This is a genomic window from Bacillus sp. AFS029533, from assembly GCF_002585125.1.
GTDB classification, from domain to species: domain Bacteria; phylum Bacillota; class Bacilli; order Bacillales; family Bacillaceae_G; genus Gottfriedia; species Gottfriedia luciferensis_B.
Map to the genome: position 1 here is coordinate 26966 of NZ_NUQC01000022.1, position 17751 is coordinate 44716.

At 36.5% G+C, this 17751-nt stretch carries 11 protein-coding genes and 1 pseudogene; 1 reads left to right on the top strand and 11 read right to left on the bottom strand.

The window, feature by feature from the left end; all coding sequences use genetic code 11:
• Positions 1-1035: 1035 nt before the first annotated feature.
• The 6 genes and pseudogenes from COE53_RS13365 to COE53_RS24380 all read right to left on the bottom strand — a co-directional run bounded on the left by COE53_RS13365 (position 1036) and on the right by COE53_RS24380 (position 7269).
• Positions 1036-2277, bottom strand: coding sequence for a helix-turn-helix domain-containing protein (locus COE53_RS13365; RefSeq protein WP_098948244.1), 1242 nt, complete (start codon positions 2275-2277; stop codon positions 1036-1038).
• Positions 2278-3131: 854 nt separating this feature from the next.
• Positions 3132-3305: an aspartyl-phosphate phosphatase Spo0E family protein gene (locus COE53_RS13370; protein ID WP_254664642.1), complete on the bottom strand. Its 174-nt coding sequence runs from the start codon at positions 3303-3305 to the stop codon at positions 3132-3134.
• Between the two features lie 2 nt (positions 3306-3307).
• Complete coding sequence (locus tag COE53_RS24370; protein ID WP_353616544.1) at positions 3308-3460, bottom strand: TasA family protein; 153 nt, start codon at positions 3458-3460, stop codon at positions 3308-3310.
• Positions 3461-4346: 886 nt separating this feature from the next.
• Positions 4347-4668 (bottom strand): annotated as a pseudogene (locus COE53_RS24375) (DDE-type integrase/transposase/recombinase); the annotation flags it as partial.
• A gap of 165 nt (positions 4669-4833) precedes the next feature.
• A complete protein-coding gene (locus COE53_RS13390) occupies positions 4834-5724 on the bottom strand; it encodes a LysR family transcriptional regulator (protein ID WP_098948245.1) in 891 nt (296 codons plus the stop codon).
• 1335 nt (positions 5725-7059) lie between these two features.
• On the bottom strand, positions 7060-7269 hold the full coding sequence (locus COE53_RS24380; protein WP_254664643.1) for a hypothetical protein: 210 nt from the start codon (positions 7267-7269) through the stop codon (positions 7060-7062).
• 475 nt (positions 7270-7744) lie between these two features.
• Here COE53_RS24380 and COE53_RS13395 point away from each other — a divergent pair, with 475 nt between their 5' ends.
• On the top strand, positions 7745-10120 hold the full coding sequence (locus tag COE53_RS13395; RefSeq protein ID WP_254664644.1) for a S8 family peptidase: 2376 nt from the start codon (positions 7745-7747) through the stop codon (positions 10118-10120).
• Between the two features lie 411 nt (positions 10121-10531).
• Here the strand turns inward: COE53_RS13395 and COE53_RS13400 are convergent, their stop codons facing one another.
• From COE53_RS13400 to COE53_RS13420, 5 genes are all read right to left on the bottom strand, one after another.
• Entirely contained in the window at positions 10532-11620 is a 1089-nt protein-coding gene (locus COE53_RS13400) for a GerAB/ArcD/ProY family transporter (protein WP_069035431.1), read from the bottom strand.
• 27 nt (positions 11621-11647) lie between these two features.
• The gene (locus tag COE53_RS13405; protein WP_069035385.1) at positions 11648-12838 is read right to left on the bottom strand and encodes a Ger(x)C family spore germination protein; all 1191 of its coding nucleotides are present in this window, start codon (positions 12836-12838) and stop codon (positions 11648-11650) included.
• Positions 12835-14430, bottom strand: a complete 1596-nt coding sequence (locus COE53_RS13410; RefSeq protein WP_098948246.1) for a spore germination protein — start codon at positions 14428-14430, stop codon at positions 12835-12837. The genes COE53_RS13405 and COE53_RS13410 overlap by 4 nt, the downstream gene beginning before the upstream one ends.
• A gap of 664 nt (positions 14431-15094) precedes the next feature.
• On the bottom strand, positions 15095-16477 hold the full coding sequence (rlmD, locus tag COE53_RS13415) for a 23S rRNA (uracil(1939)-C(5))-methyltransferase RlmD (RefSeq protein ID WP_069035387.1): 1383 nt from the start codon (positions 16475-16477) through the stop codon (positions 15095-15097).
• Between the two features lie 13 nt (positions 16478-16490).
• A complete protein-coding gene (locus tag COE53_RS13420) occupies positions 16491-17351 on the bottom strand; it encodes a DNA-3-methyladenine glycosylase family protein (protein WP_069035388.1) in 861 nt (286 codons plus the stop codon).
• Between the last annotated feature and the right edge of the window lie 400 nt (positions 17352-17751).

Consider the following 17751-nt stretch of genomic DNA (forward strand, 5'->3'; position numbering starts at 1 on the left):
AAATAATCCTTTAGTCTCCTTTCCATTAACTTTAAAATAGGTTTTGCGATGGGTATTACAACATTAACTGCATTTTCATCAATTAGTGAAGCAAGGATAGCCGTGGATCATGTTGCAGCTAGTAACGTCTTCAATTTCTTTTTTTACCAAACATCCTCTTAGTGGATATAAATTAAGATACAAATGGTAAGAAATATCTTAAAATATGATTCATAGTTGAATAGGGTAAATTAAAAGATTGCTAACAAGATGAAAAGGGCACCTCCTATACCAATTACCGATTCTGTATTAGAGTTATGTAGTTTCTAGCTGTGTACTAAATGAATAGGTAACATTGAATTTAAAAGAATTATATATTTGCTAGATTGGGATGACAAATGGGGTTTTTACGAGGGAACCGTCCTATATTTTTACAATTTTTTACAATTTTTTAATCTTTTTAATATTTCGACAAATAATGACATTGCAAATCTATATTCAGCGTACGATTAATATAGATTTTGACTTAGGGCTATAATTTAATAGATTGACTTGGGGTTTTAAATCAGTTTGTTGACAATTAAGGTATTTTGTGATTAAGGGTATAAGAAGTGTAAATATGGAGCAATGGAAAGTATAAAAAAGAAGAGGATGCTTTTTTCTGCGTGAAAAACATATTCTCCTCATAAACGAATGTATAAGTGTTGTTACCACCTATTATTAAATCTTTCCGTGCCGTTTCATGAAGAGAACGATTTCGCTTTTCTTTAGGCTCTTTTTGCATTAATAATTGTTTTTGACTATATAGTTTGTCCGCTGATTTCAACTACAGGCAATTACTTTCCACAGGGAGGGATAGAGTTCCTCAGTGCTACCGTCTGCGGGGTTTAATGATCCCTTACGTGAATCATTTAACTAGGTTTCCCATTTCCCGAAGGAGTAAAGTGCCTACGCTACAATCAACTCCCATGATTAAAGCTACAAACTTTTCGAAAACAGCCTTTCTTTAAAATGTACGTAGTAACATGACTTCCTTAAAAGGTATTAGTTTAAAAATCAAGCAAATTTATCGTTTCTACGGTATTTTTCCACGAGATACGCTGCGTATTGATTTGCTTCTTCGACATTGCCTTTTTCCATATGATAGTCGAACAACTTTATCCCATAATGTTCAATCAAGCGAACATGTTCCATTTTCTGGTAATAAGGAAATGCTTCTTTTTCAAGGTAATGGTAGTAAAGCTCTTTTTCGTTTTGAATATTATATTTATGTAAATAAAAGAAATGTATATAGATTGGATCGCTTATTTCTTCAGAAAGAGCAATACCCTTTTCGACCAATTGGAGCAATTCTTCGGTTGATTTCGATCCTTGTTTCGTTAATGCATTTATATAGCCTTCCAAAGAGGCTATATGAAGGGCTGTATGAGGATCTTTTATGTCCATAGATTGTTTATAGTATTCACAAGCTTTATCATAATTTCCTTGGCGAACTTTCTGGTATGCAAGATTGTGAGACAGCATTGCTCTTTGATGGTCTAATCCAATGTTTTCGGTCATCTCGATTAATCTTTGGTATTCCGTATTTTTTGGATCGTAAAACTCGTCCTGCTCTACTTGTATCAGCATAAGCAATTCTGCTTCAATCATTCGCGTAAGACTGCGCACTTCTGTGAAAAAGCGCAGGGACTTTTCGGCAAAATAATAAGCCAATACTCGTGAATTCAGAGAATGATAGGCAAAAGCCAAATGATAATAGTACTCTTGGTTGTTGTAATAGGTTATATCGATTCCTTGAAAATATGAAATTGCCTTATAATATTCCTTATTCATCAATGCATTGATCCCTTTAATGTGAAGAAGCATGTTTGTTTCATATGGTGAAAGATTAGACCATTTGTCCATTTCATCAATTTGAGACTTAGCTTCATGCCCCTGCCCTATCAATAAATAATATCTTGTGAGTACGAGCGTATAGGAACGATAAATAACCGGCATTTGTAGAAGAGCAATAGCCTCTAATTGTTTCTTAATTCTATCAGCCTTTTTATTCAATTTTAAAATAATCGATTCATGCCATTTTTTTAAAAGGGAATCTAGACCAATGTAAGTTTTAATTTCTGTTTCCATATCAATACAAAGGCGCTTTGACAGCAAGTTTATCGTTTCTTTAGAAACTTCTGTTAATCCCCGTTCAATTTTGCTAATATGTGTACTCGAACAGATTCCAATTCCTAAATCCTTCTGCATCATGCTCTGACGTTCACGATAGAATTTGATTATTTGTCCCTCAAGCATGGTGATCACCTCACTTAATCCCATCAATATTAATTTTTTTGGTTTTATTTTATTAAAGAAAACCCCACTCAAAATAATACATTTGAGTCTCTATGATTAAAATAACACAAAGAGAAACGACTGCGACTTACCATTTTCTTCCAATTAACAACTTCAGACTGAAGTAGTCCAATGCTTGATTAACATCATAGATACCATCTATTTATTTCTCTAGACAGAATTAATTAAGCAAATCGTAGGTTTCACTATTGGATAATGAGTAACTGGTAGAGCTTAAGAGTTTGTCTGTTTCTGTTTTGCTGAGCTCAGGGGGAAAAGGAAAGGACTATAATGGTATTCTTCCCTGGTCAGTAGTTTATGTTTTGGATATAAATATTCAGCAAGAAAATACTGCCATTCGATCTGTGAAAGTTGCAGGAATAGAATTTATTTGATTCAAATATACGTGAACAAAGCCACACTCTTCCGTTCCCATATTTCCTATTCAATATAAAACCTTGCTACAAAACCCGCTTTTTCTCATTTTTCATTCTACTTTTTTTAGCAAATTATTATTTTTCGAATAAAGTCTTGATAAATAAAAAAAGGAAAAGGCTTGAGGTGACTGCGATTGTCCCTTTTTCCTTTTCCCTGTTCGTGCCTTTTGTCAGTTGTCTATTCTGATTTTGGCAAAGGCTTTTTATTTTAATACAAGCTCAGCCACACATTCAACATGTATAGTCTGCAATTGGCACTACATGAGATGATGATGAGTTTACGTATAATCACTAAATACTAGAATAAAGTTACTTCAATTTGTAAGAAAAACATCAAAAGAAGCCTTTACAATTGATAAATTTTGTATATAGGTTGGCTTAAAACCACATCCCAACATGCCTTTCTTTGAATAACTGATTTAATAACTTATCTAGCTCTTGACTACATTGAATGGTTTTGGAATGAAGTAATCCATACCGCTTATTAATATCAAATAATTCATATCTCTTTTCTTCTATCTCTTTTGTTATCTGTTGTAATAAAGTAGCCACCCCTATACCCCTCCATCCAAATAACTCTCCAGTAAGAATTCTATCTTGATATGACTGCCGAATTTAGCTGCCCCGTTATTATCTTTTGCATATGTTACAGTGTAATTGGCAAGTAGATGAACGTCCTTGATTTTTAAAGTAATTTTATGATTAATTGGAAGCCGCGCTCCATTGTGCCACTTTGCTTAATTTCGTCAACTCTCATCACAACTGCTGGTCGACGCTCAAATCCAAAGTATCATCTGCAACCCCTTTTCTCCGCTTATTCCTAAAGAATAGAAATATAAAGCGTAAAAAACCAGCAACGTCATAATGAAGCGTCACCGGTTCTTGGGAATCATGAAATTATCTAGGATCTAACTATAGTTTGCACAACAGAGGTTTTTACGTACCATTTGCTGTACCTGCTTATGATCATTACATTACTCGTATAAAGCACATCGTCTTTTTGTTTAGCTATTACAGATAGATTAGCAGAGTATGTTACACCTTGATAATCATTTGTTGCTGACTCATCATGCTTTACGCCAAACGAAATATCAATGTATTCATTTTTTTCTAAATTCCAGAATTTGTTGCCTTTCCTGATTCTTGCACCATCACCCAACAGAGTTTGTTTTTCGCCGACAGCTGAAGCAACTTAACTACTATAGAAGTAGCTGACTTTGCTGCTACAAAAGCATTCAGGAAGCCAGTTACTATTTCTATACCTTCTGTACCAACTGCTCCTTTCTTAAAATTCTGAATTTTCCATACCGACCATACCTCATTTTTAGAGTAATATTATCCATATGTCCAAGAGTTAGAGATTCATTGCAAGTGCTTTGAAGTTCTGCACAAGAACCAAATAAATAATATAAGCTGCTAAAATTAGTGTTCTTGGCTACTGCATCTTATATTAAAACTTTAAATTTTTACACGTTTTTTGTAAAATCATGAAATATTATGGTAATCATAACATTATTTTATTGATATTCAGCACAATACTAATCTGCACAATCCAAAAAATCTGGTTATATTACAAGTGGTCTGGCAACATACGAAAAAGCTAAGTTTTTTTTCAAAAAAGCGCTTGGCTGATTTGGCATCCCTCACTAAGGAAAAAGTCAATGGTATTTCCTCTTGAATTGACTGCACGATGTAAATACATCCATTATCCTTGTTTGAGTTGACGAAAGATTCTCTTATTCAGTTCAGGACAGTATTGATGTTCCCATCGCATAATAATTGTGTGAGTAATGGATAGGCCTCGTTCCCCATCATTTCCACCTAATCACGAAAACCGTAGATAGCATCTCACCGTTAAAAAATAATGTCAGCTTGAATACTTCCATTTGAAAAAAATTTTGTTTTTCCATACCAATTACCCAGCATTTTAGAATAATTGTATCAGTATGTTCAAGAGTTAAAGATTCATAGCAATTGTTCTAAAGTTATTGCATCCGTTCCGTTCCACTTGTCATAACTCAACTACTTCCCCAGTAATATCAGTGTTATATCACAACTAAATGAATAGCGTTAGGCTTTTTTACCCAATTGTAGAAATGCTGTTCCAATTTTTTTGAATTAAATTAATAAAAGATTGAATTATTACTAAATTTTCTTTTTCCTTCAACGAAATGATAGAGGTTTTTATTTTCACCTTTTTATTAGTAACTAAGATTGGGATTAAATCACCATTACTAATTTCTTTTTTTATGCACCCATTGGTTCCCAGCCCTACTCCAATATTATTTAATACGGCCTTTTTGATCCCGTCTAAACTTCCAAATTCTATAACATTTTGCTGTGAGAGTTTCAATTGTCTCAAATATTTCTCTATCATAGATTCATAATATCCGTCATCTCGATATTTAATTAAAGGAAATTTCGTCAGTAATTGGTCCTCCGGATAATTATCATATAAATCTTTAGAAGCCACTAAAACTATGTCTTCCTCAGCAATCACGATATTTGAAAATCCATTTTTACTTAGTTCACCTGAAATAATCCCTATATCGTATTTTTTGGATTCTACCCCTTTTATAACTTCATCCCTTTTACAGGAAATCAATTTTATTTGTACATGTGGGTATAGCTTTAAATATTCAGAAATAACATAGGGAAAATAATTTGTGCAATAGCTTTCACCAGCAGCAATCGTTACACTTTCAGACGAATTTGAAAGTTCAGCGAATGATGATTGAATCTCCTCTACTATGGAAAAAAGCTGATCCGCATATGTTTTAAGGATTTCACCTTCAGGCGTTAAAAAAGTCTTTTTTCCTATTCGTATAAATAACTCCCGTTTCAATTCTTGTTCCAGCGTCTGAATTTGTGCGGTTACAGCAGGTTGTGTGAAGTTTAACTGTTGCGCAGCCTTTGTAAAATTTAAGTGCTCTGCTACGAATTTGAAACTTTTCAGATGTCTTAATTCCATAATAGCTACTCTCCATCTATCAAAATTTTTCGTACTGGTAAAATAAGATAATGTTACGGTTACCATAATGTCTTTTAATTTTACAAAAAGTCCCCTTTAAAGGTTCAACAACGTGAGTTTCTTTTCCATTTCTGTATCAGAGTTTTGTAGTTTCTAGCTGTATATGAAATGAATGGGTAACATTGAATTTTAAAAGAATTATATATTTGTTAGACTAGGATGACAAATGGGGTTTTGTAAGGGGGAGCGACCTATTTTTTTACAATTTTTTATATTTTTAATAATTTTTAATATGATTACATTGTAAATCTATCAATCAACTATTAATATAGATTTTGACTTGGATTTATAAATGAATCTATTGACAATTAAGATATTATGTAATAATGGGTTTATAAGAAGTATCAAAAAAGGCATATTTATCATGCATTTTCAGGAGCTATGTAACTGCTTTTTATTAAATTGAACTACCCGTTAGGGTAATAAAAAAAACCGCTTTAGCAGTCATTGTAATTCATCTAACGTTTGCGTTAGTTGCATAAGAAAGCCTTTTAACTAATTTCAAAATCTCTCCATAACCCAACTCCATAAACTTCATATTTTTCCTTTTTCACTCGTTTAACCATCAATTCATTTGCATTTATTATCTTTTTGCCAGAAGCAGATTTTTTGTATTTTGCATATTAGTATAGTGCCGAATATCAATAAAATATTGTTATGGTTACCATAATATTTCATGATTTTACAATAAACTCGTAAAACCATAAAGTTTTTAATATAAGATGCAGTAGCCAAGAACTTGAACTAAAGCAGCTTATCAACACTTGCAATGAATCTCTAAATCTTAGACTTACTGAAACTATTACTCTAATAAGAGGCAAAATCAGTATGGGAAATTCAAAATTTTAAGAAAGGATAGTTGATTACTAGTATTCTGAAAAGTTTATCAAAATTATTCATTAATGAAGAAAGCAACTTCTATGGCATTTTTCAGCAGCCTCAATATTCATTCGGTACTTTCCACTAAAGTAATAGCAAAAGAGCAAAAAGATATACAAATCTATTAAATTCGATGTTACCAATTTATTTCATATACAGCTAGAAACTACATATCTCTGATACAGAATCGGTAATTGGTCCAGAAGGTGTTTCTTTTAACCTGTTAGGAATCTCTTAATGTACACTATTCAATTCTACTTTAAGATATTTCTCAACATTTGTAACATATTCATATCTACTAGGAGGATGTATGATGAAAAAAATGAAATTGAATACGTTTTTAGCTGCCTCTTTATCTACGGTTGTTTTTGCTTCTTCGTCTTATAACGTAAAAGCCTATGATAAATCGTCATTAGACAAAACACTTAATAGTGCTGCCCTTGTTAACGCTTTGAGCGGTTCCGACGAGCATACCATTACCTTAATTACGGGTGACGTCGTTAAGGTTAAAATGATTGAAGACGGTAAAAGAGCTATAGACGTGGAACCTGCCGATCCGAACGCAGGCGTACAAATGTATACAATTGGTGAAGATTCGTATGTCATACCAGATTCAGCTATACCTTATCTGGCTGCTGACAAACTGGACGAGGATTTGTTTAATGTAACGAAATTAATAGCGGAAGGCTATGATGATAAAAGTCTCTCTTCCCTGCCAATTATCGTAGAATACACAAAGTCCACAGCGAGCTCCGTCCAAACAAAGAAGGAATACACAGAGTCCACAGCAAGCTCCGTCCAAACAAAGAAGGCCCCAAAAGGAGCAAAAAAGGTTCGAGTGTTAGAAAGTATTAATGGTGCCGCTCTTGCAACATCTAAAAAAGAAGCGGAGACGTTCTGGAAGGATATCACACCTGAGGCTACCCAAAACCCAAATTCTAAATCAGTATTATTTGATGAGGGTATTGAAAAGATCTGGCTTGATGGTCGTGTGGAAGCCACATTAGAACAAAGCGTACCTCAAATTGGTGCCCCAACGGCATGGGAATCCGGTTATACAGGTAAGGGGGTTAAGGTAGCAGTGCTTGATTCAGGCATCGATCTTAATCATCCCGATCTTGTAAATCAAATAGAAGAGGCAAAAAGCTTTGTACCTGGAGAAACGGTTGATGATTTTCACGGGCATGGTACACACGTTGCTTCAACGGTATTAGGGACAGGTGCTGCTTCTGATGGCAAGAACAAAGGAGTTGCTCCTGAAGCACGTTTGCTTGTAGGTAAAGTGTTAGACAAAGGAGGACGCGGTTTCGAATCATGGATTCTTGACGGTATGGAATGGGCTGCACACAACGCCAAGATTGTAAGCATGAGTTTGGGAGGCGGGAAAAGTGACGGAACAGACCCGATGTCCCAAGCCGTAAATAACCTAAGTGAAGAAACAGGTGCACTATTTGTTATTGCAGCCGGTAACGATGGTAGCGAAGGATCCATCGGTTCACCAGGAGCTGCAGATGCTGCTTTAACGATCGGTGCTGTGGATAAGGCAGACAAAATTGCTCCTTACTCATCAAGAGGACCTCGTCTTGGAGATGGTGGATTGAAACCTGACCTATCTGCACCAGGTACTGGGATTGTTGCTGCTCGATCTGGACTAACAAAAGGAAGCGGATCTTACATAAGTATGAGTGGTACATCCATGGCAACCCCACATGTGGCGGGTGCTGCTGCGATCCTTCTTCAGAAGCATCCTGAGTGGAATGGCACTCAGCTAAAAGAAGCGTTGATGAATACCTCTAAAAGATTAGATTACTCGCCTTATCATATCGGTACGGGTCGATTGGATATACCTGCAGCTCTAAACAGCACTGTTCGTGCAACGGGTTCTCTGTCGTTCGGCTTCCTTCAGTGGCCATACGATCATGCGCAGCCTATACAAAAAACAGTCACGTATACAAACGACAGTGACTCCGCTGTCACTCTAGATCTTCAAGCGGAATTTAAGAGTACAAAAGGTGATGCTGTACCAAATGGTATGTTAACCATTTCTGAGAGCAAGATCACGGTTCCAGCTAATGGTACAAAGACAATAACAGTTACAGTAGATCCGAAGCTTGGTAACTGGGGTCGTTATGAGGGGCACCTAACAGCAACTGATTCTGAAGGCAAGCAAGTGACTCATACTTCAATGGGAATAGAGAAAGAAGATGAGAAGTATCCGCTAACGTTTAACGCTAAGGACTTTAATGGAGAGCAAAAATATGCGAGAGTCGGAATCGTTGGCGAAAACATGGAACCTACATTTATAGATGTATACGGAACAGAAACAATTCGTGTATCACCTGGTACGTATTCAGCCATGGCCTTCCTAGCAGTAGGCGGTGGTACCGATGATGTTAGTCAAGTATTAGTCGGTAATCCTGAATTCAAGGTAGACGGTCCTCAAACCGTGGAACTTGATGCACGAAATGCAAAAGAAATTTCAGCTGAAGTACCGAAGAAGACAGAATCAAAATTTCGTCGCGTTCAATACCACCGTATCATTGGTGACAATGAAATGACCGCTTCATATATGGTTGGTTTTAACGTTAATAAAATATATGCTGTCCCAACAGAGGAAGTTAAGACAGGAGAATTCGAATTTCTGACTCGCTGGCATTTAATAAAACCTCAACTTGAGATCCAATTTAAAGAAAAAGTGTTGGATGATATGCTGGAGTATGGAACTACACCTCTTGAAGGTAAATATAACTTAGAAACGGTTTATGCGGGAAAAGGAACACCAGCCGACTATGAGGGTCTGGACGCAAATGGCAAAGTAGTTGTCGTCGATCGTAGCACGAAAGGTAAGCCTTCAGAGTATATCCCTGAGACACAAGCACAGGCCACTACGGCAATTGCCGCTGGTGCAAAACTGATGATTATCGTAAACTATGAAGATACGGAATTCCAACCGTTAATGTCAAATTCACCAGGAAATCCAAGTGGCACGAACATCCCACTTACCGTTACTGGAATCAGTAAGAGTAAAGGCGATGAAGTGATTGCAGCAGCACGTTCCGGTAACCTGCACCTGCTTGTTGAAGGTGTACCATATTCACCATATGTATATGATTTGGTGGATGTTCACCAAGGCCAGATTCCAGAGAATTTAAAATATAAACCGTCTAACAATGAACTCGTTAAGATCGACATGAGTTACAAATCAGATAGTGGTACAGTTGCTGAAGATGTCCGTTATGATTTACGTCCGTATCAAAAGGACACTTGGAATATAATGTATAAAGACTTACTGCAGTTGCCTTCTAATCGAACAGAGTGGGTTTCAGCAGTGAAGGATACAAGCTGGTCTCACACAGCCAGAGTACTACAAGCATATCCATTCCGTCCATGGCAAATTCAGCCTTTAGTTACTTATGAAAAAGGACAAAAACTTCAGGAAGACTGGATTCTCCAATAGTTCGTCCGCGTTTGGGTCAAGGCTATTGGACATACCGCCAAGGGAACAATTTACAATTTGATATTCCTGCTTCGGCAGATTCAGGAAATGGCTCTACAGGTCGGGTCACATCTGCGGAATCTGTAAAAAATTTCAAACACTTAAATTATACCAAGGAAATACTCTTCTTATAGAAGTAAAAGGACAAACTATTTTAAATAAACGAGTCCCAGAAGAAAAAACACAATACCGTCTAGTAAGTGAGGCGAAGCGAGATCCGAATCGCTGGAAAACATCATTAAGTATGCATCATACCTCTTTGACTTATTAAACTTGGTTTGCCGATCGGGTTTAAGTAGATCAAGGAGGTTTTATTTTTTTCATGGGTATATAAGCCTTTTAACATTACATTTAATCAAGCTACCCATTGGGCTAAGCAATTTTTCTTCGAATCATGTCAACCACCAACAACAGCAAGGGAATCCCTAGCTCATAGACGGGAAATGCAATTGGGATCACGAAAAACATGTAATAATAATGGGTAAATATCTGGATATTTTTAATCGACACAGCCATGATTAACGAAATAGGAGCAACAAACCAAGCTACTTTTCGCCAATCCTTTAGGTGAAACATTTGTGCTGTTCCATAACAAGCGAGAAACATATATAACGCCAGTTTAACAAAAATACTGAAGAACCAAATAATAACAATCAGAATATCCACATTTTGAATGAATCCCATTACAGATATGTACCGACTCAAATCGTAAACTGGATAAAGAAACCTTGAAGGCAAATTCGGACCGAATGTTAAAATCACTGCTAATGTTCCAATTGTTACAATGAAAACTGCCAGTCCTACTCCCCACATCGCTCTTGATGACGCTTTGTCCGGTTTGTCCATAAAGAAGACGAACATTGTCATCATGACAGACTCTCCAAAAAAAGCGGCTACAGGGGTATAGGATCCTTTAAGGATTGGAAGCCATCCAGAATCTTGATAAATAGGTAGCATATAATGCCAATTCATATTGCTAAGATTCAAAATGATTACAGACAATATCATTAAAAGCACCATCGGTCCAAAGATTTCACTTAAGCGTCCAATGCCTTCCACACCACCTTGGTATATGATAAAAATAAGCAGTAACATGGCAGGAAAGACAATGACCCACAGAGGTGTATTATGAAACAACGATGTAATAATAAAATCACCAAATTCACGGACTGTTATCCCATTAATCCAGTACCATGTAAGTAAATAGGGAATCACCATCAGCTTTCCTAGCCATTTGCCGAGAAGTGTTTGACTAAATTCAATCATGGTTTGATTCGGATAAAGCGAACTGAGTTTGGTTGCTAGAAAAGTAATGGCAATCCCAGCAAGCCCTGCAATCACCATCGAGATCCACGCATCTTGTTTGACAGTACGAATCGTAGATGGGATGATCAGAAGAATTGTTTGTCCCACTTCTAATGTGAACATCATCCAAAAAATTTGCGTGCCAGAGATTTTCATTGAATTTCTCACAATCCATTTGCCTCCTTATTTTTTTATTTCATTTTGCTTTACCTGCAAAGATGGCCCGGTCAGACCTACTCGCCGAATAGTCAGTTTTGCATGGACAGAGACCTGTACTTTTGAAAACTGTTTGTCCCACTCCTTCTTTAGTACTTTCCATTTGGATGGATTACTTTGATGAATAGCTTCTCCCAAGCCAAAGATATCGGTTCCGAATTGTTTTTGAACCTTTCCGATTGTCTGGAGAGCTTGTTTTTCGACCTTTTTTTCCAATACATGTTCTAAAAAGGTAAGGTTTTTAGGCTGCGTAATATCTAAATTCGTATTGTTCTCCTGAATGGTTCCTTCACCAGAAAGAACAATGTCACACTTGATGGTGTTCCCGTGAATACTGGGCTTTATTTTACTAGCAATTTTTGTCATATATAAACTGGCATTTCCATTCCCCTGTGGGACAGTTTCTGTAATAGTCTGTTTACTTAAACGATTAGCCACCCAAAGTGTGATTGATTCTTCCTGATTATTTAAATATCCTATCAATTTAAGGTCTTTATTAAAAACCGCTCCACCTACATATTGAAATTCTTTGACACCCGGTTGATCTTGGTCATTAGAACTAGAGATCAATTTAATAACGGGTAGGATAGGGTTGATTCCATCACTAGCACCGGCAATAAGAAAATTTACTAAAGAACTGTCTCCTAATCCACCCGATTGCGCATGTTCTTTTTGTGCCCCAATTGCCGGGATATTTTCTAAAGGGGAAGATGCTTCCAGAAACTCTTTTGCAGAACTTCCTTTTACTACGAGCGCATCTGCTCGTAATCTAATATCAGGATCGCGGCTATAGTTATCTAATACATTAGCAAGACCTTGTCTAGCTAATGGTTCTCCAATCAAAATCACACGATGATGCCCTCGAAAGACTTCTCTTGACAATTTTGTTTGCATCTTTTGTACAGCTTCAAGTGTGTCTCTTCCAGTACCCGATTCTATAAAAAACGGTTTTCCTGAATCACTTCTTCCACTCTGGCCCATCCCCATCATTGAAGGTATGATAAATTGAGCGCTGACTTCAAGCTTGTTATTTTTCGCTTGATCAAGCCCCAAACCTAACTCTATTGCCAGGTCGTTTAACTCGGTACGATCCCAACAGCCCGTCAAGAAAAATAAAGAAACGATCAACATCATACAAAGTAACTTGTGCTTGCTCATTCTGTCTCTTTCCCCCGTTTTGGACCTGGTTGTTGTCCATCTGGAATACGCGTTTTATCCTCACCCGAAATCATTAATGGACGACGAGTCATATTCCACCGAGGTGTTCGGAGTAAAACGTCCTTCAAATCGCGAGTAATCTGAGGAGCAACCGGACTTAGATAAGGAATACCAAAAGAACGAATGTTTGTAAGATGGATCACAATCGCAATGGTGCTTATAGCAATGCCATACAGCCCAAGCATCCCTGCCAATAGCAGCATCGGAAAGCGTAACATACGATAGGCTGTTCCCAAGTTGTAGCGTGGAAAAGCAAACGACGCAATACCAGTTGTAGCCACAACAATGACCAATGGTGCCGAAATAATGCCTGCTTGCACGGCAGCTTGTCCGATGACAAGTGCTCCCACGATACTAACTGCTGATCCAATCGGCTTTGGCAATCGAACGCCTGCTTCCCTCAAACCCTCAAACAAAAATTCCATCATCAGTGCTTCTATGACAGCCGGGAAAGGTATGCTTTCTCGCGCCGATGCAATACTAATAAGTAGATTTGTTGGGATCAATTTCGGATGAAAGGTTGTAATCGCAACGTAGAGGGAAGGAAGAAATAAAGAAACATTGATTAAAATAAAACGTATCCATCGAACAAAGGTTGTGTAAATGGATCGTTCATAATAATCCTCCGCTGCTTGTAGACCTGTCCAGAATGTCATAGGAACGATCAGAACGAATGGTGTGTTATCTACTAAAATAGCGATTTTCCCTTCTAATAGGCTTGCACACACTACATCCGGCCGCTCGGTATTCTGAATTTGAGGAAAGGGAGAAAAAGGTTGGTCCTCGATAAACTCTTCAATGAAGGCTGACTCTAATACCCCATCAATTTTAATTCGCTCGACCCTTTGTCGTACTTCCTCCAATACCGAATCTGGAGCAATTCCTTCAATGTAAGCAATAACCACATCTGTCTGAGATAAATCCCCAATCGTATAGGGTTCCATTTTTAGTCTTGGGCTCCGAATTCTTCGACGAATAAGACTCGTATTGACTCTTAACGTTTCTGTAAAACCATCACGAGGCCCACGAACAGAGATTTCGGCAGATGGTTCTTCAATACTACGTTTTTCAAACCCTTTTAAATCAGCAACTAGAGCTTGATTCTCCCCGTATGTTAGAACGACGATATTAGCTTTCATTATTTCATCTATAACCTCACGAACCTTTGAAACCGTCTTTATTTGAGAAACAGCGATAAGCCGATCATGCATGATATCCCCTATTGAGTCCACACTCTTTAGTCCATTAGGCATTCCTTCGTACATCATTGGTTTTAAAACAACCTGATCCAATGTTTTTGTATCCACTAATCCATCTATATAAATTAGAAGCATTTTGGTTTGCCCATTTACGAGGATTGGACGAAAAACAATATCGGAACAATTCTCAAAAACTTGTTTCAAAAGCTCTTCATTCACGTATATATTCTGTTCGAGTTCACAATCTTGACCATTTTGGAGCAGTATGTCGGAGGACTCAAGTTCTTGAATATCCTTTTTTAAACGCTTTATATTACGATTTTTTTTCATCATACCACCTCAAGACATATGTTTTATAAAGGATGTCTTCTTATTTTGCTATTTTGAATATGTTAGTTGATTACAACTCCAGGTGGCTCTTTAAAGGTAAAATTATTTATTTAAAAAATTTCAACAAGAAAATACACCCTAGACATCCTTCTTATTGTCCCCACCTACACAAGAAAATTATTCAAGTATTTCTGTAAGTTAGTTACCTACAAATTGGGAACCTAACCTTGCTGTTTCTTTAATTTAAGTAACTTTGAAATAGTGTTTGGTCAACTTTTTATAATGTCCTAAACAACAAATAAACCACCTTTCCTTAGGTGGCTAAAACATATCTTTCGATTAGTATTCTTCTCTTCATAACTAAACAAAACAGCATTACTCTCACTCTGCTACCCAAAATGAACAGCATTACCTTTTCAACATACTTTATTTAGGGCCTGCTGCCTTTTTTTTGTTCAGAAATAATAAACTCTTGCTATTTATCCACCCTCTCACCTTTTTAGCAAAACATCATAATTTTCAGAGTAAAGGATTGTTAAAAAATAGGGAAAAGGATTGAGGTGACTACGTACGCCCCTTTTTCCTTTTCCCAACTCTTTCCTTTTATCAGATGTTTATTCTGATTTTAGCAAAGAATTATTTAATCTATCAAAAATTTTTTTGTTGGTTATAACTTTAAAGTGAGTTGTGCCACGCACTCAACGTGCGCAGTATGCGGAAACATATCAACAGGCTGTAAATACTTCACATCATAATTCTTACTCAATACCTTTAAATCCCTAGCTAAAGTAGAAGGATTACAAGAAACATATACTAATTTCTTCGGTTTAATCTTTAATACAGTATTTAAGAACTCCTCATCACAGCCAGTTCTCGGTGGATCAGTTATGATAACATCTGGTTTCCAGCCTTCGTTTAACCATTTCGGTAATACTTGTTCAGCTTTACCTGCTTCGTAATGAGTATTTGTAAATCCATGGCTTAGGGCATTTGTTTTCGCATCGATGATTGCTTCTTTCGTTACGTCCATGCCTCGAACTTCTTTTGCGTCTTTCGCTAGCCATAGTCCGATTGTCCCTACTCCACAATAAGCATCTACGACTTTTTCTGTTCCAGTAAGTGCCGCTGCTTTTTTGACTTCATCATATAGCTTAACTGTTTGTTCAGGATTTAATTGGAAAAACGCTCTTGCTGAAAGTTCGAATGATAAATCTCCAAGCTTTTCTTCAATTACTTCTTCACCTGATAAATAGACAGTTTCACGCCCAAAGATTACTGAAGTCATTTGATTATTAATGTTTTGCATTAAGCTTGTTACTTCAGGAATTCGCTTTTTAATTTCACTGATTAGTTCATTTTTCTGAGGAAAATCTTTCGTTCCAGTTACTAGTACTAATTGGATTTGACCTGTACGTAAACCAACACGCGCAACGATTGTTCGGATTACCCCTTTATTTTTTCGTTCATTATAAACAGGGATATTTAAACGAGTTAAAATTTTCTTCACTTTACCTGTGATTTTATTTAAATCCTCATGTTGAATTGGGCAATGGCCAATATCAACAACATTATGAGAGTTTTGTGTATATAATCCAGCGATGATTTTATTTTTTTCAAGCCCAGCTTGTAGCTGACTTTTGTTACGATAGTTCCATGGATTTTCCATACCGATCGTTTCTTTAATTGGTGTTTTTTCTAGTAAATCTTTTGCATACTTTTCCATTGCTTGGATGACAATGTCGCGTTTATATCGAAGTTGTCCTTCATAAGAAGCATGCTGAATTTGACAGCCACCACATTTTTCGTAGATTTTACAAGTCGGCTCTACACGATCAGGTGATGCTTTTCGAATACGTTGAATTTTCCCTTCAGCAAAGCCGTTGCGAACATTTGTTACCTCTGCAACTACTTCCTCTCCAGGTAATGCACCTTTAATAAATACTACTTGTCTTTTGAAGTAACCAACACCTTCACCATTAATCCCAATACGTTTAATTGTTATAGGAAAGGATTGGCCTACTTCTAATTTATTTTCTAACTGATTGCTCATATATACAACTCCATTATTCTATGCTCTTCCAAAGATAAAGGGCAGCGTAGCTTCCAAACGGAGAAACTTGCTCTTTTACATAATCCATTATTTCTTTCGAAGGCTTTTCATCTAAATTTAAAAGCTTTTGAAGTGCGATTTGAATGCCAACATCACCAACTGGGAAAATATCTTTTCGACCTAGACCAAATAATAAGAAGTTTTCAACTGTCCAAGGACCGACTCCCTTAAGCTTGATTAACTCCTTTGAAATGTCCTCCGAAGATAATGTCCGATAATCTTGATGACTTAAAACTCCTTCACTCCAAGCTTTAGCAATTCCAATCATATATTCAGCTTTTCTCGTACTAAGCTGCAAATCTCTTAACTCATCTATAGTTAAATTAGCAATTATTTCAGGAGATGGAAAAAACCATGAATTACCAATTCTTTCACCATACATTCGAACAAATCGTTTTGTTACTTGGATTGCAAATGTACGCTGTATTTGTTGATGAATAATACATGTAATTAAACAGGCAAAAGGATCATTTGAAACGGTAATTGGTGTATGTCCAAAAAGGTCAATAAGAGGAGAAATTGTAGTTTGTCTTAAATGATGATGTAGTTCTTCAAATTCTGTTTGCCATTGCAAAATAGTAGCAACTTCTTCGAGAATTTTCTCTTTATTTTCATGTTCACTAATGACTTCAAACTGCACTGGAACATCATTTATTTTCTTAACCTTTACAACTACTTGATCCCCATCAATATACAGTGGAATGCTTAATCGCTTTTCAGCAGAATGCACTGTAAATGTTGGCTCATGCTCTAATCTCTTTAAAACTTCTTCCCATTGATATGGTGTTTCTAAAGCAACCTCTTCCTTCCACATTCACCCGTTCCTCCTTAATTACTCTGAAGTGTATTATAGCATAACAAGTACCGCTTAATAAAATTTGTGACAAATGCAAAAAAACTAGAGAATGATCTCTAGTTAAGGTCTGAAACAAAAATTTTAAAATTTGATTTTCAGACTGATTGCAAGCGCATGTCAAAGGTCCGAAAAACGCAAAAAAAGCTTGGGGACTAGTCAAGCTTTCTTTGACACATTAAATTTTAAGGGAATGGGGAAACTTTCAAGTCCAATCAGGTTTCAAAACTTATCAAATATCGCAACAGCTGTGTTGATATTTGCTATACTTAAATGATAACGATTATCATTATCAAAGTCAAGGTGTTGAATAAAAATAATTTTAATCTTTTTCTATCATTAATTTATATACTCTCTTCTC

Excerpts from the sequence above, each read along its gene's own strand:
- COE53_RS13365 (WP_098948244.1), bottom strand. The coding sequence starts at position 2,277 with ATGCTTGAGGGACAAATAATCAAATTCTATCGTGAACGTCAGAGCATG.
- COE53_RS13390 (WP_098948245.1), bottom strand. The coding sequence starts at position 5,724 with ATGGAATTAAGACATCTGAAAAGTTTCAAATTCGTAGCAGAGCACTTA.
- COE53_RS24380 (WP_254664643.1), bottom strand. The coding sequence starts at position 7,269 with ATGACATACGAATCTTCACCAATTGTATACATTTGTACGCCTGCGTTC.
- COE53_RS13400 (WP_069035431.1), bottom strand. The coding sequence starts at position 11,620 with ATGAAAATCTCTGGCACGCAAATTTTTTGGATGATGTTCACATTAGAA.
- COE53_RS13405 (WP_069035385.1), bottom strand. The coding sequence starts at position 12,838 with ATGAGCAAGCACAAGTTACTTTGTATGATGTTGATCGTTTCTTTATTT.
- COE53_RS13410 (WP_098948246.1), bottom strand. The coding sequence starts at position 14,430 with ATGATGAAAAAAAATCGTAATATAAAGCGTTTAAAAAAGGATATTCAA.
- rlmD (WP_069035387.1), bottom strand. The coding sequence starts at position 16,477 with ATGAGCAATCAGTTAGAAAATAAATTAGAAGTAGGCCAATCCTTTCCT.
- COE53_RS13420 (WP_069035388.1), bottom strand. The coding sequence starts at position 17,351 with ATGTGGAAGGAAGAGGTTGCTTTAGAAACACCATATCAATGGGAAGAA.